The 19,457-nt window shown below is 71.7% G+C and carries 12 protein-coding genes and 1 pseudogene; 8 read left to right on the top strand and 5 right to left on the bottom strand.

The window, feature by feature from the left end; genetic code table 11:
- On the bottom strand, positions 1-902 hold a 902-nt coding region (locus EAO70_RS05190; protein WP_148001842.1), incomplete at its 3' end, for an alpha/beta fold hydrolase.
- A gap of 144 nt (positions 903-1,046) precedes the next feature.
- Here EAO70_RS05190 and EAO70_RS05185 point away from each other — a divergent pair.
- Positions 1,047-1,414: pseudogene (locus tag EAO70_RS05185) on the top strand (helix-turn-helix domain-containing protein).
- A 23-nt stretch (positions 1,415-1,437) separates the two neighbouring features.
- Here EAO70_RS05185 and EAO70_RS05180 read toward each other — a convergent pair.
- Both EAO70_RS05180 and EAO70_RS05175 read right to left on the bottom strand, forming a co-directional pair.
- Positions 1,438-2,277 (bottom strand): hypothetical protein, encoded by an 840-nt coding sequence (locus EAO70_RS05180; protein WP_148001823.1) that lies wholly within the window; start codon positions 2,275-2,277, stop codon positions 1,438-1,440.
- A 383-nt stretch (positions 2,278-2,660) separates the two neighbouring features.
- Entirely contained in the window at positions 2,661-2,891 is a 231-nt protein-coding gene (locus tag EAO70_RS05175; protein ID WP_148001822.1) for a hypothetical protein, read from the bottom strand.
- Between the two features lie 1,191 nt (positions 2,892-4,082).
- Here EAO70_RS05175 and EAO70_RS05170 point away from each other — a divergent pair.
- The 5 genes from EAO70_RS05170 to EAO70_RS38900 all read left to right on the top strand — a co-directional run bounded on the left by EAO70_RS05170 (position 4,083) and on the right by EAO70_RS38900 (position 9,260).
- A complete protein-coding gene (locus tag EAO70_RS05170; protein WP_148001821.1) occupies positions 4,083-4,664 on the top strand; it encodes a Dps family protein in 582 nt (193 codons plus the stop codon).
- An 884-nt stretch (positions 4,665-5,548) separates the two neighbouring features.
- Positions 5,549-5,929, top strand: a complete 381-nt coding sequence (locus EAO70_RS05165; RefSeq protein ID WP_148001820.1) for a hypothetical protein — start codon at positions 5,549-5,551, stop codon at positions 5,927-5,929.
- A gap of 22 nt (positions 5,930-5,951) precedes the next feature.
- On the top strand, positions 5,952-8,252 hold the full coding sequence (gene tap, locus EAO70_RS05160; RefSeq protein WP_148001819.1) for a telomere-associated protein Tap: 2,301 nt from the start codon (positions 5,952-5,954) through the stop codon (positions 8,250-8,252).
- Positions 8,253-8,269: 17 nt separating this feature from the next.
- The gene (gene tpg, locus EAO70_RS05155; RefSeq protein ID WP_148001818.1) at positions 8,270-8,827 is read left to right on the top strand and encodes a telomere-protecting terminal protein Tpg; all 558 of its coding nucleotides are present in this window, start codon (positions 8,270-8,272) and stop codon (positions 8,825-8,827) included.
- A 298-nt stretch (positions 8,828-9,125) separates the two neighbouring features.
- Positions 9,126-9,260 (top strand): hypothetical protein, encoded by a 135-nt coding sequence (locus EAO70_RS38900; protein WP_261992673.1) that lies wholly within the window; start codon positions 9,126-9,128, stop codon positions 9,258-9,260.
- Between the two features lie 280 nt (positions 9,261-9,540).
- Here the strand turns inward: EAO70_RS38900 and EAO70_RS37635 are convergent, their stop codons facing one another.
- Complete coding sequence (locus EAO70_RS37635) at positions 9,541-11,805, bottom strand: FG-GAP repeat domain-containing protein (protein ID WP_187283735.1); 2,265 nt, start codon at positions 11,803-11,805, stop codon at positions 9,541-9,543.
- 141 nt (positions 11,806-11,946) lie between these two features.
- On the bottom strand, positions 11,947-14,151 hold the full coding sequence (locus tag EAO70_RS05140) for an FG-GAP repeat domain-containing protein (protein ID WP_148001817.1): 2,205 nt from the start codon (positions 14,149-14,151) through the stop codon (positions 11,947-11,949).
- 1,356 nt (positions 14,152-15,507) lie between these two features.
- Between EAO70_RS05140 and tal the strand changes: the two genes are divergently transcribed.
- Both tal and tkt read left to right on the top strand, forming a co-directional pair.
- Complete coding sequence (gene tal / locus EAO70_RS05135; RefSeq protein WP_148001816.1) at positions 15,508-17,181, top strand: transaldolase; 1,674 nt, start codon at positions 15,508-15,510, stop codon at positions 17,179-17,181.
- A 15-nt stretch (positions 17,182-17,196) separates the two neighbouring features.
- Positions 17,197-19,413, top strand: coding sequence for a transketolase (tkt, locus tag EAO70_RS05130; RefSeq protein WP_148001815.1), 2,217 nt, complete (start codon positions 17,197-17,199; stop codon positions 19,411-19,413).
- The last annotated feature ends 44 nt before the right edge of the window (positions 19,414-19,457 follow it).

Below are 19,457 nucleotides of genomic sequence, written 5' to 3'. Positions count from 1 at the left end.
GTGTCGTGGGCGCCGACCCTGCGGGCGGCGTCGATGACCTCGGCGTCGATGGCGTCGGCCATCCAGGCGGTGGACGCGTCCAGCGTGCCGCCGGCGAACAGGGACGGCTGTTCGATCGGGGCTCCGCGGTAGGGGGCGAGGTCTTCCCAGTCGCGGTCCATGTTCCGGTAGCGGTTGAGGGCGCCGGTCAGGCCGGTGCGCTCGAACTCCCCGGCATAGACGTCGAGGTCGCCCTCGCTCAACCAGGCCGGGAGAACCCCTACGGGGAAGCGGTCGCGCAGCCGGCCGTCGCCGCGGGTGACGAAGTGCGGGTCCGGCTGGCCCTCGGCCGGCATGGTGTCGGCGGACAGGGCTGCGTAGAAGCCCGCCAACCAGCCCCGGACGTCGGGCTCGATCTCCGCCTCGGCGCGACCGGGCTCCTGGAAGTAGGAGACGTAGAACTCCTGCTCGGGGCCGCCGATCAGGCCGAAGACGTCGGTGGGACGGGGGCCGCCGGGCGGTGCGTAGGGGACACTCAGCAGGCCGACGGCGCGGAAGACCTCGGGGTGCAGCAGGGCGGAGGTGGCGGCGATGTTGGAGCCCCAATCGTGGCCGACGACCACCGCGCTCTCCTCGCCGAGGGCGCGCACGACGGCGACGTTGTCCTCCACCAGGCCGAGCATCCGGTAGGCCTCGGTCGCCTCCGGCTTGGAAGAGCGGCCGTAGCCGCGTACGTCGATCGCCACCGCCCGGTAGCCGGCCGCGGCGAGGGCGTGGAGCTGGTGGCGCCAGGAGTACCAGGACTCGGGGAAGCCGTGCACGAGCAGGACCAGCGGGCCGGTGCCCTGCTCGACCAGGTGGAGGCGTCCGGCGGGGGCCTCGACGGTGCGATGGCGGAGCTCGGCGGTCGGTTCCGGCTGCATGGGGGTTCTCCTCGGTTCGAGGCGGCTGGCGGGTACTCGTCGATCATGCGGCGCGGCGGCCCTTCGGCGCGATCGGCGTTGCCGTTCTGGCAAGATCGCACAGGACAGGGCGCTGGAGCGGCACGGCAGGAAGGAGCGGGAAGGGTGGCAGTCGACGACGTGGACGGCACGCTGGCCGCGATGGGGCCCCGGTTGCGGGCCGCACGCGAGCACTACGGCGCGACGCTCGCCGGTGTCAGCTGTGCGACCGGCATCTCGACCAGCACGCTCTCCCGGATCGAGACCGGCCGGCGCAAGCCCACCCTGGAGGTGCTGCTGCACCTGTCGAAGGAATACGGCGTCTCCCTGGACGAGCCGGCCGGCTGACCCCTGGGGAGGTCGCCGAGTTCGACACCCGCACCCCGCACGGGGTGGCGAACGCCGGCCCCGGCGGACCGGTCGAGTACCTGATCATGTTCGGACCCCAGGGCGAGCGTCTACGGCCGCGCAGCCGGTCGTCGGGGAACCGGTGAACCCCGCCCTGGCGCGCCGGCGGTCAGCCCCGGTCGGCCGTGATGATCGACAGCATGTCGTCCACCAGATGCTGCGGGTGCGCGGTCTCCAGCGTGGTGCTCAGGGTCTCGTGGTCGCTGAAGACGATGGAGCCATCGGGCAGCTTCCGGCCGTCCGACTCCCGGGTGAGCGCCCACTCGGAGTCTCCGTAGGAGAGGGTGTACTCCTCGCCGTCAGCGGCGATCGTGATGTCGCAGCCGCACCCGGAACTCTCGCCGTCGTCCTCGTAGGCGTCGTCGGGGTGGCGCTGGGTCAGGGTCACTGCCTGGTCGTGCTGCTCGGCAAGCAGGGCGGCGACCGCGACCAGGGTCTCGTGGACGTCTTCGGGCAGGTTAGTGGTGCTGGGGGCGGCGTGCAGGGCGCGCACGGTGGTGGAGGCGTGCCGGTCGACCAGGCCGTGGACCGTGTCGGCCAGCGTGCGCAACGTCGTCAGGGCGTCGGTGAGGTTGGCCGGCTGTCCGGGGCCCGCCGCAACGGGCAGCTCGGCCTCGCCACGCTTGACGATCCGGCCGACCGCGTCCGCGAGTTCCGTCAGGGCGTAGGCGTTGCTCCGGAGCTGGACCAGCAGCGCGGAGGCGACCCTCGCAGCATCCTGCGGGGTGTAGAGGGACCACTGGCCCGACAGCGCCTGGACCGAGGCACCGGCGGTCTCGGCAGCGGCGCAGGCCATCTCCATCGCGTCCTCGGGACCGGCCAGGCCGTACGCGACCGCGCTGCGCACGGCCGAGACATAGTCGTCGAACACCTCGCCCTCCTCCTCGTACAAGGCGGTCCAGGAGGTGGCGTCGTCGAGGGAGGCCGCGGCGGCCTGGTTGATCAGCATGCCCGGATCTTCCCAGACATCGGACCGTCCCGGACGCCGCGTTCGGAACACGGCCACTGTCCACGGGCGAGTACCGGTCAACTGCTCGCATGGCTGATGAGGAGAGGGCCTGGCAGGAGGCCCGGGCGCGCAGCAAATGCCCGGAGGGCCTTGCACGCGCGGAGCGGAAGCTATTCACGAGGAATGCGCCGTAGTCGTCAAGAACCCGGATGGAGTTCCTTCGCACGCGAGAGCAGGGCTCGACCCCACGGCCGGCCGAGCGGCGCCCGGGCGTCTCGTGCCGCACGGCGGGGCGCCTCCTGTCCGGCGCCTCCACCAAGTCGAACGAGCGCCTGGACGAAGCGCTGGATCGGGAGACCGAACCGGAGTGCCCACCACAGGTGTTACGGGAGCTGCTTCTTCTCGGTGTAGTAGCCGTAGGCGTAACCGCCGTTCTCGGAGCCGGTGAAAGAGTACGAGAATCCGATCAGGCCTGGCTCGGGGGTGTCGATTCTCCGCTGGTAGATCGAGCCGTCGCACTCCTGGGTCCCTGCGGCCGTCGGCACGTCCTTGCCCGCGGTGGCGAAGGTGAGTGCCACTGTGCCGCCACCCGTGCAGGTGAACGCGAACGTCACGCTCAGGACACCACGGGGTGGGCCGGGATGAGTATTGCTGAACTGTCCCTGCAGAGCTCCGGACCCCCCGCCAAGGGAATCCATGGCGATGATGCCCTTGTCCAGAACGGACTTTTCCGATCGGCCGGGAACGGCTCCCGAGGCCGTTGAGGTCGGCTCCGTCGAGCCCGGACTCTTCGAAGGTGTTGCGGTCGGCCCGGTTGCGCCGCATGCCGCTCCGCCGAGCAGCGTGGTGACGGACAGGGTAACGGCGAGCCACCGCAAGGCCCTTCTCGACGTACCACCGTTCTGTCGCCTCATGAGGCCTGCCGTCCGAGGAGCAGGATTCCGCCGACGGACATGAGAGGCAGCGCTGCGCGCATCGCAGTGTGGTGCATGTATCCCCGTTTCCTACGTGGGTTGAGACGACCTCTGGTCAGAGGGTCGAGACCCATCACCCTGGGCAACGTGCAGAAGGGAGCCCTTGAGTGATCTTCGTGTGCTGTTCATACCGCGCTGAGGCCGAGCGTCGCAATCGATAAGTGATGCAGAGCACGTGTGACAGGCGGAGGGTGCCCCTGTCCTGGAAAGTTGGCACACCACCGGCGCAGCCGTGGCGTACGAGCAGGGCAAGCGGCTGCGCGCGCTGATGACCGACATCTCCCGGCGCCCCCCCCATGACCGGCGCGCCCGGACACCGTCGCGGGTCAGGACGGACCACTGCCTCGACCGTGACGCCCCATGATCGGTCTCCGTGGCATCCGAGACTCGGGGCGAGCCCGGGTTCTGGATACGGCCGGATGACGTTCATCATCGCTGGCGCCGCCGGCTGATCGACGGTGGGCCTGGGCCTGGGGCTCGTGCCGGTCGAGGGCGGCCGTAAGGCCTGTAGAGCATCCTGCGAACGAGATGCCTGCGAGGGCGTCAGCACTGCGCGGAGCAGCTCCGACGGATGCCGTGTGCGAGCTGCGGGTCTCAGAGAGATGGCACAGGTGCCGGCTCGGTGCCGTAGCAGTGCCATCCGCGTCGCCGGATGTGTGCCCTCTCGAGCTCGTCGACTGGTGACCCGAACGAATCGTCCGAGGTGGTGACGACGAGCCGGGGTGTGTGTTGTGTCTGGTGGGGCAGGGGATGGGAAGGCGAGGGGAAGGGCCGCATGGTCCGCCCGGGAGCCGCAGTATCGGAACGACAGTGATCAAGAGGAGTCCGCTCATGACTGACGCCACTCAGGCCACCGCACCGCACACCGTGCCCGGACTGGACCCGGTGGAGGCGGAGCGGGTCGTGGACGCTCTGCAGGGGCGGTTGCACGCTCTCAACGATCTGGCCCTCACTCTGAAGCACGTCCACTGGAACGTCGTCGGCCCGCACTTCATCGCCGTGCACGAGATGATCGACCCGCAGGTGGATGCCGTCCGGGAGATGGCTGACACCATGGCGGAGCGGATGGCCGCCCTCGGCGGGGTCCCGATCGGTACGCCGGGCGCCCTTGTGGCGGGGCGCACCTGGGACGACTACGAAGTGGGGCGTGCCGACGCCGTCGCACACCTCGGTGCGCTGGACCTGGTGTACACCGGCGTCATCGAGGACCATCGGGCCGCCATGAAGACGGCCGGCCACATCGACCCGGTGACGGAGGACATGCTGATCGGGCAGCTGGCGAAGCTGGAGCAGTTCCAGTGGTTCGTCCGCGCCCACCTGGAGAGCGGCAGCGGCCGCCTCAGCACCTCCGGCGCGCGAACCCTCAGCGAAGCCGCCGGCCAGGCCGTCCGCGCATCGTCCGGCGACGCATGACCGCGTCCCCGCCCGGGAGGACGGATGGCGGTGGGACCGCCGCAAGACGTGCGGGAACGCACGACAGGTTCCCGCAAGACCTCGGCATCCTCCTTCGCTGAATCCGGGACCGGAGAAGACCGACGGCCGGCACGGCTCGGGCTGGTGCCAGTGGCACGGCGCCCACCCGGAACGAAAGCGCGACGCCATCGGCCCGGCTGACGGGGGAGCCGATGGCGCCGCCCGCCGCGCCCGTACTGACCGTGCCGATCGCCACCCGGAGCTTGCACAGCTCCTAGCTGGCGGATCTCCCGCGCCGCCCAGGTGGCGCCGCGCCCCTTGCGGTCGGCCAGTGCGCTGTCGGCCGTGCCTCCGAAGAGAGTGCGGGCACCCTGCTTGTCGGAGCCTCCCACCAGTAGGTAGGTGACGGCCAGACGCGGCTCCAGACCCGCCCGCCCCTTCGGCACCTCCAGCGGGTACGACGACCGGGCGTCACCGTTGTTGTTCGCCGAGGGCGCATTGACCAGGTTCACCCCGGCGCCGGGGTCGGCCGCCCTGATGTCCTTGATCTGGTTCAGATTGAACGAGGTGCCCTCCACCCGCTCCGGCCCGGTGACCGCCGACTCGGCGTCCGGAATCGTCGCGACGGCGCTGCGGAGTAACTCGGGCGAGCGCAGGCCGGTCATGGTGAGCACCATGGCCAGGATGACGGTCACACCCGTCCGTCCTCGGACCGCTGACGGCTGACCGTGTTGCGGGCCCACAGGATGGGGAGCGCCCTCTGGGTCTGCCGAGGCGGCCTGTTCTTCCCCTGACTGCTCCCGCCGCATCCACGTCCCGTGACACGCGCCGCCAATCAGTCAACGTTTCGTTGTTCCGTTCCTTGTGTCGGTAGGATGGGTGTCATGTCGGACGACACTGGGATCGAACCGCGTATGCGCTTGGCCGGTCTGGCCGACCTCCCGCCGGCCGACGGTGTGCCGGCGGGTGTTCTGCAGCAGGACGCTGCTCTGCTCGGCAGGCTTCTGGCCGGCGCGGCGCAGAGCGGCGGCGCGGGGGACCGGGGTGTGTCGGACGATGATGTGGCCGCAGCTCTTTCCTTGTTCGAGGACATGCGCACGGCGCTGGACCAGCTGGAGACACAGGTGGTCATCGAGGCCAGGCGCCGCGGTATGGAGTGGCGGCAGATCGCTTCCCATCAGGGCATGAGGTCCTCTCAGGCCGCGTCCCAGCGTTATCAGCGGCTGGTGACCCGTCTCGAGGAAATCCGTCAGGGCATCCGGTAACGGCAGGAGACCCCTTCTTCCCATGAGTCACCCCTCTTCCGACCCGCTCGCCGCTGTCGACGCTCTTCTCGCCGCCGTCGATGACGGGCATGTCCTGCCCGCTCCGGTCGAACGTGTTCGTCTCCGCGAGGCGGCGGGCCTGACCCAGGCGGCTGTCGCCCAGGCCCTCGGCGTGCGTGTGCCCAGCATCCAGGCCTGGGAGGAGGGGCGGGCCGAACCGAAAGCCGAACGCCTCCAGGCCTACCGACGCCTCCTGGACGGTCTCGCCCAGCGCTACCCCGCCCCGCAGCCGACCTCCCCTCCGACCATCGCGTCCGAGCAGGTCACCCCACCGGCCATCCCGTCGGAGCTGACGTCCCCTGCCACGCCCCCCGGGTCGGCCCTCTCGCTGACGGCTCTTTCCGGCCCGGCATCCGGGCAACCGCAGGCCGCTCCCGCGCCCCCGTCCGCTCTCGCACGCCTCCACGGCCCGCAGCCCCCCACCGCGGCGCCGCATCAGGCGCCCACCCCGCGGCCGGCGCCGATGTCGGGTCGGGCGGGCGTAAGAAAGGCGGCCCCTGCCGGTACCCCTGTGCCTGAGGGCGTCGAACCGCGTTTCGCGCACGGGCCGCTGGCGGTCGTGAACGCTGACGCCGACGGGCAGGTTCTCGCGTATTGCACCGGCGGTCTGGTCCTCGATGTGCCGGCCAAGTCGCTGCCGGCCCTGGTGGAGTGGACGCTCAACGAAGCGGCGCTCGGCGCGCCGAAGCTCGCCGGACCGGGCAAGGAGGCCGACCCGCTGCTCGTCCTCACCGAGACCGCGCTGGAACGCTACGGCCTGCCGACCGCGCTCGACGACGCGGAGCGCCACGCCGGGCGCCTCCCGGACAGTCACAAGGTCGTCAAGCAGCTGCTGCGCGCCGAGTGGAAGCTGACCAAACGCGGGCTGGGACCGTGGGCGAGGATCTACCGCCCGGCCACCGGTTCGGAGCGGGCCTGCGTGCAGCTGTGCATCCCGTCGTGGAACGCGCTCGACACCCGCAACTGGGGCGACGCCGCACAACTCCCGCCGGCGGACCTCGCCCGCGTCCTGGGCGTGTACGCCTCCCGCGTGATGACCCCCCGCGGCTCCACCGCCGTGACCGGCCTGGAACTGATGACCGCCTTGCACCCGCCGACCCGCGCCTCCGCGCCCGACGCGGCCGGCAAGCGGCACTCCGAACACAATCCCGGCTCGCTGGGAGCCGCCCCGGTGGACTGCGCCCCGTGCGAGGCTCCGGACGGGCACCCACTCCTGAAGGACCTCCCGCGCTTCCACGTCCGCGGCCCGGAGGAGAAGTTGTTCGAGGAGGCGTACGACTGGGCACGGCCGATGACGGACGCCGAGTGCACGGTGCGCCACCTGGTCGGCATCGACGTCAACATGGCCTTCGCCGCCGGCGCCAACGGCCTGACCGTCGGCCTCGGCGCGCCCACTCACGTCACCGCCCCCATCTTCGATCCGAAGCTGCCGGGTTCCTGGCTGGTCGACCTCTCCCACGTGGACCTGTCGAAGGTGAAGGTCGGCAAGGAATGGGTGCAGCTTGACGGCTCCCTGCTGCCCTCCCCGTTCACGGCGAAGGGCGAGACCCCCACCGGCCCGGCCTGGTACGCGACGCCCACCGTCGCCTACGCGGTGGAGCTCGGCTACGACGTGAAGCCGTTGGAGGCATGGGTGCGGCAGGACCACGGCCGCTACCTCGACGGCTGGTATCAGCGGCTGCGTGACGCCTACCTGGCCACGATGGCCGAACTCGGCGTCGACGCCGACCTGTCGCCGGAGGACTTCCTCGTCGCGATGGAACGCCACAAGAGCCGCGACCCTGAGCTTGCGATCGTCGCCTCGGCCATCAAGGCGACGGTCAAGGGCGGCCTGGGCAAGCTCCGCGAGCGCCCGCGCGGCGAGGGCTGGCGGCCCGGCGAGCCGTGGCGCGCACTGTCCCGCCCGACGTGGCGGCCGGACATCCGAGCGGCGGTCATCTCCCGCACCCGGATCAACCTGCACCGCAAGATGACCAAGCACGCGGCGTTCACCGGCCAGTACCCGGTCGCGGTCCTGTCCGACTGCGTCGTCTACGCCGCGAACGGACCGAGCCCGCTGGACTTCCTGCCCTACCGCCAGGGCAAGCCGCTCCCGGGCGGCTTCAAGCTCGGTGTCAACCCGGGCCTGGTCAAGCACGAGGGAACCCAGAGCGTCCTGTGGGGCGAGGAAGTCCGGGAGAAGTTCAACGCCCCGGAGCTCAACCTCGCCCGGTACATCAAGGACGGCACCGTCACCGACACCGACACCGACAACGGCGAATAGGGAAAGGCGACGCGACGATGACCATGTTCGGGGACGGCCTGGACGCCGCGATGCACAAGACGTTCACCCGCCCGGCGCCCAAGAGCGCCGGCGCACGGATGCGCTACCTGGTCAGAAAGCTGGGCGGCACCCGACAGGTCGCCCAGATGCTGCGGATCTCCCAGCGGACGGTCGAACGCTATGTGAAGGACCAGATCAGAAAACCCCGCCCGGACCTCGCCGCACGCCTGGAGCGGGAGGTCATGTCCCGCTGGCAGCCCCAGATCCGAGCCAAAGCCCGCCGGAAGGCAGCGACCACCGGCGGCATCATCATCGACACCCGCGCCCGCCTCGGCTACACCGCCCCCATCGGCTCCACCGACCAGGACCGCATCCGCCACCTGACCATCGCCCTGCCGCCCCTCTACGCCGCCCGCCTCTTCGACGCCCAGGACGCCGGCGCCACCGACACCCGCCTCCAGGAGATCGCAGCCGAGGCGCTCAAGGAGGTGTACTTCCAGGATGGCGGCCGCCGCGCCGGCTCCCTGGAAGAGGTCCGCTTCACCGACATCGAGCACCTCGAGTTCGACCTGTAGCGACCCCGCCCGAACAGTCTGCAGGCCCCGACCACCTGCCCAGGAGCACCGAGCCCCCTGAGGACCGCACGGTTGACCAGATGCAGCCGCAGGTCGGCCGGTTCACCGGTCCCACCTGATCGGGTACGACACCGTCGGAGCCGGCCGCGGAGCTGTCTGCTTCCACCCCGGCCACTTGATCGGGTAGGACACGGTCGGCGCCGGCCGGGGCACCGTCCTGCCCGGGCTCGGCCACTGGATCGGATAGGTCACCACCGACGACGACCGAGGCGCAGGCACCCGCTCCGGTCCCGTCCCGTTGCCCGCCGACGTCGGCGAGCCGCCGAACACGAACACCGCCGCCACGATCGCGACGGCCCACGCGGTCTGCTTCCTCGTCCCGGCCGGCGCTCTCCAGTACTGCCGGACCGCCGTCCCGTTCCGCCTGATGTAGCCGCTCACCAACGGCAAGGCCGCTCCTCCCCCTGATCACGGCGCGCATCCCGCGCGACAGACCAATCTAGCGAGCCCGACTGGCGGAAGGTAATCAATCAGCCACCCGAGGTGATCATCGGGCTGGCGGTCGTGAGCGGCGAGTGCCGGCCGGCACCGTGCCGGGTGCCGACGAGGGGTGGCTACGGGCTGCTGCTCGTAGCCACCCTCGCGACGGTGTGGGGCGTCGGGGACCGGACGGTCTGCAAGACGGTCCGAGCGACCGTGCCCGCCGGTGGGGATCAGGCGAAGAGGTTGAACCAACGGCTGTCCTGGATCAGGTTCACTCCCTCTCCCGGGCGGAACGGCCTCTGCCACGCGCCCGTGCCCCGGTAGAGGAACGGTGCCGGGATGGCGTCGTTCACGTCGGCCGCGTACAGGTCGGGCCTGCCGTCGCGGTCGGCGTCGCCGGAGCCGATCAGGTCGTCGTAGCCCTGCCAGCCGCCGCCGATGCGGGTCCGGGTGGTGAAGGTGCCGTCGCCCTTGCCGAGGTACAGCCAGAGGACGCCGTCCCGGTCGCGGGCGACGAGGTCGCCGTGGGCGGCGCCCGCGAGGTTGCCGGTCGCGGCGATCCGGTCGTACGTCTGCCAGCCCCCGCTCCCGATCGGGCGGCGGGCGGCGAAGGGCTCGGTCGCGGAGCCGGTGCTCCGGTACAGCCAGAGGCGGCCGGACCCGTCGGTGGCGACGAGGTCGGGGCGGCCGTCGCCCGTGAGGTCGCTGCCGCCCGTCAGGAGGGTGTACGCCTGCCAGCCGCCGCCGATCCGGGTGCGAGTGGTGAACGGGACCTTGCCGTTGCCGGTGCCCTGGTACAGCCAGAGGACCCCGCTCCGGTCGCGGGCGACGACCTCGGGGGCGGCGGTCCCGGCGATGTTGCCGGTGGCCTCGATCCGGTCGTACGCCTGCCAGCCGCCACCGACGAGCGAGTCCGGGTTCTGGTAGGTGTCTCGCCACTCCTCCCGGTAGTGGACGTCCTGGAGCCACAGGTTGCCGGACTCGTCGCGGGCCAGGATGTCGGGGGAGCCGTCACTGTCGTAGTCGTGCGGGCCGGTCTTGCGGGTGACCGTGAAGGAGCCGGACGCCTTCAGCGCGGGCCCGACGCGGTTGAGCGGGCTCGCGCTGATCTCCCAGGTGTACGGGCCGGCCGAGGCGGAGGTCCAGAAGCCCGGGTTTCCCTGCCAGTTGAGCGTGCCGTTCCAGTCGAACCGGGTCGGCTGGGGATCCTCGCCCTGCTCCGGCTGGGCGACGTATTCCGTGATCGACTCGCCCGTGCGGGTGTTGCGGAGGGTGACCCACATGGTGACGTTGGTCCGGCTGAGCTCCCAGGACATGGGGAGCTTGCCGCCGGCGAGGTCGAAGGCCACCGTCGAGGGGACGGCCTGGCCGAGCAGCGTGACCTGCGTCGGCTCGCCCGTCGCGGCGAGCCGGGTGGCGACCGGGACGCCGTCCGTGCCGGGCGCGACCCGGTAGAGGCCCTCGCCGCCGGTCACTGTGCCGCCGACGAAGCCGAGGGTGTCGCCGGCGGTGCCGAAACCCGACACCGTGTGGTCGAGGAGTGTGCGCGTGGGCGTGCCGTTGAGGCTGCGGGCGGTCAGCGGGATGAGCGTGCTCGCTTCCTCAGCCAGCAGCCCTCCGGGCCGGGAGTAGGTGACCCAGTCCCCGGCAAGACCGAGGAGCAGCCTCCCCGATGTGTGCATCGGGAAGCGCTGGACCTTGGGGGTGGAGCGGTCGAGGACGACGACGCTCGTGCCCGCACCCGACTCGCACTCGGTCCAGGCGACGTGCCCGGAGGAGAGAGCGTAGGCGAAGTCCTCCATCGAGCCTTCGGCCGGGATCCGGCGGGAGAAGGTCACGGTGGCGGAGTCGAGGTCCACGATCGCCAGGTGATGTGCTGCCGCTGTCGTCCCGTCACCGGTGAAGTACCTCACCAGGGCCTCGCCGTCGGCGCCCGCCACCACGAACAGGTCGGACGCGTCCGCGGGCAGCCCGGTCACCGTTCGGCGCACCGGTCCGTCCGTGCCGGGGGAGTGCACGTCCAGGGGGCCGTGGCCCGAGAGGTCGGCCCGGACGAAGAGGTGGGGGCCGACGGCTCCCGCGTACCGGTCCCAGTCCAGAGGCAGCGTGAAGAGGTCCGTGCCCGTGGCCAGGTCCCTCAGGGTGGTGGTGGCACGGGTCTGGAGGACCGCGATGTCCGAGTCGCGGGAGAGGTAGGTGCGGGGCTTGTACGGGACGGTGGTCACCGCCCCGTCGGCCAGGCGGGTCCAGCGCCGGAGGGCGAAGTCGTCCGCGTCCTGGCTCAGGAACCCGGTCCGGCCCATGCCCAGGACCTTGTCGCCGGGCTTGAGGACGGGCGCTGTGGCGTCCGCCGGTGCCGCGGGCGCGGCGCCGGGCAGGGAGCCGGTCCCGGTGGCGGCGCCGGCCGGGAGGACGGCGGGGCCGGCGGTGGTCATCAGGACGACGGCGACGACCGCGCCGAGACGGCGGTGTGCGGTGTATCCGGGGCGAGCCAAGGAAGGAAGCCTCTCAGGGGGAGGGGGTCGGTAGAGCTGCGCGTCGCTCCGTGGCGAGCCGATGCGGTGCCCGGGGGCGAACGGCGCCGTACGCGGGGCCGTGCCCCGGTAGCCCGTCAGGTCCGGGGTTGCGCGGCCTTCTCAGAAGACCAGCCCGTTGTCGTCGTTGAAGGTGTTCGGAGTGCTCAGCTTCCGCCTCGGAGCGAAGGGGGCGCGCACGTCGCCGGTGCCCTTGTAGTAGGAGAGGGACTGGCCCCTGTACATCGCCTTCCCGTCGACGAGCAGGTCGGCACGGCCGTCCCGGTCGGCGTCGCCGATGCCGACGATCTCGTCGTACTCCTGCCAGCCGCCGCCGATCCGAGTGCGGGTGGTGAAGGTGCCGTCGCCCTTGCCGAGGTACAGCCAGAGGACGCCGTCCCGGTCGCGGGCGACGAGGTCGCCGCCGCGGGCTCCGGCGATGTTCCCGGTGGCGGTGATGCTGTCGTACATCTGCCAGCCGCCGCCGATCCTCACGCGGGGCGCGAAGGGCTTCGTGGCGCTGCCGGTGGAGTGGTAGAGCCACAGGACGCCGGTCTTGTCGGCGGCAAGGAGGTCGGCACGGCCGTCTCCGGTCAGGTCCGAGCCGGCGGTGATCTTGTCGTAGGTCTGCCAGCCGCCGCCGACCTCGATCCGGCGGGCGAACGAGGTTCCGGTGCCCTGGTGGAACCAGAGGACGCCGGCGCGGTCGCGGCCCACCACGMCGGCGAAGCGGGAGCCGGCGACGTCGCCCGTGGAGATGACGCGGTCGTAGGTGTTCCAGCCGCCGCCGTGGTCGGTCCGCTCGGACACATGCCCGTACTGGGTGAGGATCTGCCGGAAGTCGTACGACAGGAGCCGGCCGGCGTCGTTGCGGACCAGGAGGTCCGGGGCGCCGCTGTCCGAGTAGTCGTGCGGTCCAGCGCCGCTGTCGACGGTGAGGGTGCCGGTCCGGACGAGGTCGGGACCGATGCCGTTGAGGGGCTTGGCGGTCAGCGTCCAGGTGTAGGCGCCGTTGCGGGCGGCCGACCAGTCGGGGAAGACGCCGTCCCAGGTGGCGGCGGTGAGCCCGATGTACCCGTTGACGAGGTCCTCTCCCCTCGTCCACCGCTTGCCGGTCGCCTTGTGGACGAGCTCGAAGTCCGCCACCGCGTTGTTCCGGCCGACGTGCCAGACCAGGGTCGGCTGCAGCGCGTCCGTCCGAAAGCTCAGAGTGGTGGGGACGAACTCGTACGTCAGCGTCAGCGCGGTGGCCAGACCGCTGCTCGCGCGCAGCGTCGCGACCGGCCGGCCGTCCGCTCCGGGGGCGATCCGGTAGACGCCCTCGCCGCCGGCCAGCGTTCCGCCCTGGACCGTGCCGGAGCCGTAGTGGGCCTTCGTGCTGTCCATGACCTTGACCGCGTCCCCGCCCGCGAGCGGGCGGGCCATGAGCGCGAACAGCGGGTTCGGCGCTGAGGCGTCCGCTCCGCCGGGCAGCGTGTACGTGACCCAGTCGCCCATGACGTCGACCCGGAGGCCGGTGCCGGTGCCGGTGAGCGGGGTCCGGACCGTGGCGGTCTCGCCGCGGCGGGCCGAGACGACGGTCAGTCGGCCCTGCGCGTCCTTCTCGGCCCAGGCGACGTGGGTGGCGGAGGCGCTGACGTCGGTGGCGGAGGCGGGCAGAGCCCGGTCGTCCGCGATCGTGCCGGTGGCCAGGTCGACGACGGCGAGGCGCCGCTGGACCGTCCCGCCGACCGTGCCGGTGTACGCGAGGGCGAAGACATCGGGCACGGACAGGTCGTAGACCCCGAAGGCGGCGTCCGCGGGCAGGCCGGCGACCTCGTGGTCGACGAGCCTGCCGTCGTCGCCGGCGGACACCAGGTGCAGACTCGTGCCCCCGGAGCCGTCCTCGACCGCCAGGAGGAGGGTCTTCCCGGCCGCCCTGAGGAGGTCGGAGGCGGGGCCGAGGGACGAGGTGTCGACGGCGACGGGCGCGGCGCCCGTCGCCATGTCGCGCAGCTCGTAGGAGGTGGGACCGTTCTGCTTCACGACGACGTCGCTGCCGACGGCCCCCCGGTACATGCCCGCCGGCAGCTCGACGGTGCCGCCGTCCGCGTACCGGGTCCAGGTGAAGCGGTCACGCGCCTGCTCGTGGACGGTCAGGAAGCCGGACGGGCCGCCGCCGCGCAGAAGCCCTTCCTCGGGCACGCGCACGGCCTGCTCCTGTGACAGGCCGGCGGCCGCCGACGGATCGGTCGCGGCGGGCGTCGCCACGGCGGGGGCGACGGAGGCACCGCCGGCCGTCACGGCGAGTACGAGGGCGACGGCGACTGCACGGACGTTGTGGGACAACGGAGACGTTCCTCCCCAGGAGTGCGGGCGTGGCGAGACACGCCACGCCCGCATGACTCGTGAGGAGATCGAATGGTTGTACGCCGCCTTGGAAGACGATCCCGGAGCAGACACGGTCCGCCGGTGCTGGAGCGTGACGTCGGGCTTGAAGGGGGCGTCCGCCATGCCCGAGCCGACGTAGTGGCGGCCCGCGGTGGCGGTGAGGGCATACAGGTCCACCCGGCCGTCCCGGTTCTGGTCGCCGAAGGACGCGAGGTGGGTGACCTGCTGCTGGCTGGCAGCCGCCGATCTGGCGGCGGGCGGTGAAGGTGCCGTCGCCCTTGCCGAGGTGGTGCCAGAGGTGCCGGGGTGTCGCGGGCGAGAGGTCGCCGTCGGCGGCTCCGGCGATGCCCCGGGCGCGGAGAGGAGGTTGAGCCGATGCCGAGGCAGGGCCAGGGATCTTCCCTGCCTCCACGCATGGAGACGTCCACACCGCTCAATGAGTGGGGGTCTGAGAAGACGGGGCCTGCGTAGGGGGACAGGACCCCGCCTTCTCCGGGATCAGCTCTCGCCGCGCATCAGCTCCACGATCACTGACCACAAAGCGCGGGCGCTCAGTGCCACAGCAATTCGCTTCGCCATCTCCGCAGCCGGCCGACTCCGGCGAGATGACTTCCGGTCATCACTCATGCCTGTCCTCCTCCCTGTATGGGAGCCGTCCCGCCCTTCGAGGCGGAACGGCCCTCCCCCACGTCGGAGAGCAGACAACTGCCACCGTAGCCCGGGGCGTTGATGCCGTGGAAGCCTGGTGGGGCAGGACACTCGGGTCGGAGCGTGTGCATGCGCCCCGGGGGCGGACCATGGGCATTGTCCGCCGGTGAACTCCCCGGGATCGCATGCGAAGGCGAAGGCCGCGCGCACAGGACCCAGGACGGTCGACCGGGTCCATGGCTCCGGTGGGGAGCTGCGGCGGGGAGACCCCGCCGCACCTGCGTGGCCAGTTCGGTCGACTCGGACACGGAGTGTCATCGACCCGCCGCCCCGGGTCCGGATGAGCTGCCGGTGCCCACCGCCTCCTGGAAGGGGCAGGACCGCACCTGCGACGGATACACGCCGACGGTGCCGGCCGTCCCGACCGCCCGGCGAGCCGCCGGGGTGGAGGTCTCGCCTGGCACCCATGTCCCGGCGTCGTGGTTCTCTCGGGCGCGGCCCCGCCGCGGTCGGGTGCGGGCGGTGTGCTTGACGAGAGACCAGGCGGGCAGACGCGCGGAGAAGCCACGTGTCAGTTTTCGGATGCCGCCGCCGACAGGCCGCCCTCCGAGGCGGAGAGCATCAGCCGGCGCAAGCGGCACCCCACACCGTTTCCGGAGGTCGTTCATGTCTGTTTCCGATGGATCCGATCCGCTCGCCGAACTGTCCGCGGCCGGGGTGTCCGTCTGGCTCGACGACCTGTCCCGCGAGCTCCTGGCCGGAGGCGGGCTCGAGGAGCTGATCGCCGACAAGCACGTGGTGGGGGTGACCACGAACCCGACGATCTTCGCGTCCGCTCTGTCCAAGGGGAACCGCTACGACGCACAGCTCCGCCGCCTCGGCGGCGCCGGCACCGGCGTCGACGACGCGGTCTTCGCCCTCACCACCGACGACGTGCGGGATGCCTGCGACGTCCTGCGCCCGGTCTACGATCGCACCGACTGCGTCGACGGACGGGTCTCCATCGAGGTGGACCCCCGTCTGGCGCAGGACGCCGACGCCACCGCAGTCCTGGCCCGCAGACTGTGGGAAGCGGTCGACCGCCCCAACCTGTTCATCAAGATCCCGGCCACCCGCAAGGGGCTGAAGGCGATCACCTCCGTCGTCGCCGAAGGCATCAGCGTCAACGTCACCCTGATCTTCTCCCTGGAGCGCTACGGCGAGGTGATGGACGCCTACCAGAGCGGTCTGGAGCAGGCCCTGACCGCGGGACGCGACCTGTCGACCATCCACTCGGTCGCCTCGTTCTTCGTCTCCCGCGTCGACACCGAGGTCGACCGCCGTCTCGACGCTCTCGCCACCCCCGAGGGACTCGCACTCAAGGGAAGGGCCGGAATCGCCAACGCGCGGCTCGCCCACCAGGCGTACGAGGAGATGACCGCGGCGTCCCGGTGGCAGCGCCTGGCCGCGGCCGGAGCGCGCGTTCAGCGCCCGCTGTGGGCGTCCACCGGCGTCAAGGACCCGTCCTACCCCGACACGATGTACGTCAGCGAACTCGCCGTCGCGGGCACCGTGAACACCATGCCGGGCGCCACCCTGGCCGCGTTCGCCGACCACGGCACCCTCCCGGCCGGTCCTTCGAAGACGGGCGATCACGCGGCGGCCGCCGCCCACCTCGAAGCACTGCAACGCGTCGGAATCGACTTCGAGGACGTCACCGACACCCTGGAACGCGAAGGGCTGGCCAAGTTCGAGGCCAGCTGGAAGGAGCTCGGCGACACGGTGGAGCGCGAGATGCGCTCCGAGACCACCGCCTCCGGGGAACAGGGTGGAAGCCGGGAGGGCGGCTCCGAGGACGCCGATCTGCTGGCGATCTACCTCAACGACCACTATTCCGGCGCCACCGGTGGCCTGGAGCTCTTCCGCCGGGCCGCGCAGGCACAGAAGGGCACCGACGCAGGCGAAGCCCTGTCCGAGCTGGCCCGCCAGATCGACGAGGACCGCGTCGCGCTGGCCCGGATCATGTCCGACCTCGGGGTGGACATCCGGCACTCCAAGGTCGCCATGGGCTGGCTCGCGGAGAAGGCGGGCCGCCTCAAGCCCAATGGCCACCTCTTCTCCCGTTCCCCGCTCAGCGACGTCCTGGAGAGGGAGTCGATGCTCCTGGGCGTCCAGGGCAAGGCCGCCTGCTGGCGGACTCTGCGCGCCCTGGCCGACACCGACGAGCGCCTCTCCGCCGACCGTCTGGACGCCCTCGCGGAGCGCGCCGCCCGGCAGAGCGCGACCCTGGAGGAGTTGCGCCTCGCGGCGGTCACCCGCACCCTGCGCGCGAGCGGTCCGCAGACCCCGACCTCGACCTGACAAGGACACCGCACCATGACGAACGAGCAGTCCCGCGAAGACACACGACGCGAGCGGTCCGTGACGCGGCCGGTGGCGGAGCGCACGGGATGGGACGAGGTGGACGTGCGCGCGGTGGACACCGCGCGGCTCCTGGCGGCCGACGCGGTGCAGAAGGTCGGCAACGGCCACCCCGGAACGGCCATGAGCCTGGCCCCGCTGGCGTATCTGCTGTTCCAGAACGTCATGCGCCACGATCCCGGCGACGACCAGTGGCTGGGACGGGACAGGTTCGTCCTCTCCTGCGGCCACTCCAGCCTGACCCTCTACACCCAGCTCTACCTCGCCGGATACGGCCTGGAGCTGCCGGACCTGGAGGCGTACCGGACATGGGACTCGGCCACCCCCGGGCATCCCGAGCACCGGCACACCCGGGGAGTGGAGATCACCACCGGTCCCCTGGGGCAGGGCCTGGCCAGTGCGGTCGGAATGGCGATGGCCGCCCGCCGCGAACGCGGACTGCTCGACCCCGACGCCGAGCCCGGTACCAGCCCCTTCGACCGCCACGTCTACGTCATCGCCTCCGACGGCGACATGATGGAGGGCGTCACCTCGGAGGCCGCCTCCCTCGCCGGCCACCAGGAACTCGGCGACCTGACCGTCTTCTACGACTCCAACCACATCTCGATCGAGGACGACACCGACGTCGCCTTCAGCGAGGACGTCCCGGCCCGCTACGCCGCCTACGGCTGGCACGTGCAGACCGTCGACTGGACCGTCACCGGCGAGTACGTCGAAGACGTCGACGCCCTCCTGGCGGCCGTCCGCGCCGCCCGGGAGGAGACCGGCCGCCCTTCCCTGATCATGCTGCGCACCCTCATCGGCTGGCCCGCCCCCACCAAGCAGAACACCGGCAAGGCACACGGCTCCGCCCTGGGCGAGAACGAGGTCGCCGCCACCAAGGAACTCCTCGGCTTCGACCCCGACGAGCACTTCACCGTCGAGGACGAGGTCCTGGCCCGGACCCGCCGGGCGCGGGACCGCGGCCGCCAGGAGCGCGCCGCCTGGGACGAGTCGTTCGCCGCCTGGCGGAGCGCGCACCCGGAGCGCGCCGCGCTCCTCGACCGCCTGCGGGACCAGCGGCTGCCGGAGGGCTGGACGGACGCGCTGCCCTCCTTCCCCGCCGACGCCAAGGGGATGGCCACCCGCGCCGCCTCGGGCAAGGTCCTCAGCGCCTTGGCCCCCGTCCTGCCGGAGCTGTGGGGCGGCTCGGCCGATCTCGCCGGAAGCAACAACACCACCATGGGCGGCGAATCGTCCTTCGTACCGGCCGACCGCCAGACCAAGGAGTGGAAGGGCGGCCCCTACGGACGCACCCTGCACTTCGGCATCCGCGAGCACGCCATGGGCGCGATCCTGAACGGCATCGCCCTGCAAAGCCTCACTCGCCCCTATGGCGGCACCTTCCTGACCTTCTCCGACTACATGCGCCCCGCGGTGCGCCTGGCCGCGCTGATGCGGCTGCCGGCCACCTACGTGTGGACCCACGACTCCATCGGCCTGGGGGAGGACGGCCCCACCCACCAGCCCGTCGAACACCTGGCCGCGCTGCGGGCCGTTCCTGGTCTGGACGTCGTGCGCCCCGCCGACGCCAACGAGACCGTCGCGTGCTGGCGCACCGTCCTCGAACACGGCGACCGCCCGGCCGGACTGGTCCTGAGCCGCCAGAACCTGCCCGTCCTCGACCGCGACAGCGGGGAGTACGCGCCCGCGCGGGAAGCCGGCAAGGGCGGTTACGTCCTGGCCGACACCGGCGACGGCGCGACACCGGACGTCATCCTGGTCGCGACCGGCTCCGAGGTCCACATCGCCCTGGAAGCCCGCGGCCTGCTGGTGGGGGACGGTCTCGCGGTACGAGTGGTGTCGATGCCGTGCCGTGAGTGGTTCGCCGCCCAGCCGCAGGACTACCAGGACCGGGTCCTGCCCCCCTCGGTACGAGCCCGGGTCAGCGTCGAGGCCGCCGTCGGACAGGGCTGGCGCGACGTGGTCGGCGACGCCGGCCGGATCGTCAGCCTGGAACACTACGGCGCATCCGCCGGCTACCAGCGCCTGTACGACGAGTTCGGCATCACCGCCGAAGCGGTGGCCGAGGCAGCCCGCGACAGCCTCCACGACACCCGACAGCCGCCGCGGCCCGGCGGTCACCGGCCGAGCTCGGCTCCCACCAGCGGCGGCACCGGCGACCGCCCCTGACCGACCGCACCGCCGCCGGGGGAGGGGTATCGCGTGCGAGGCGG

Origin of the sequence: Streptomyces sp. adm13(2018) (assembly GCF_008042145.1) — a bacterium.
Taxonomy (GTDB): domain Bacteria; phylum Actinomycetota; class Actinomycetes; order Streptomycetales; family Streptomycetaceae; genus Streptomyces.
This window is presented reverse-complemented; position numbering and strand designations above follow the sequence as displayed.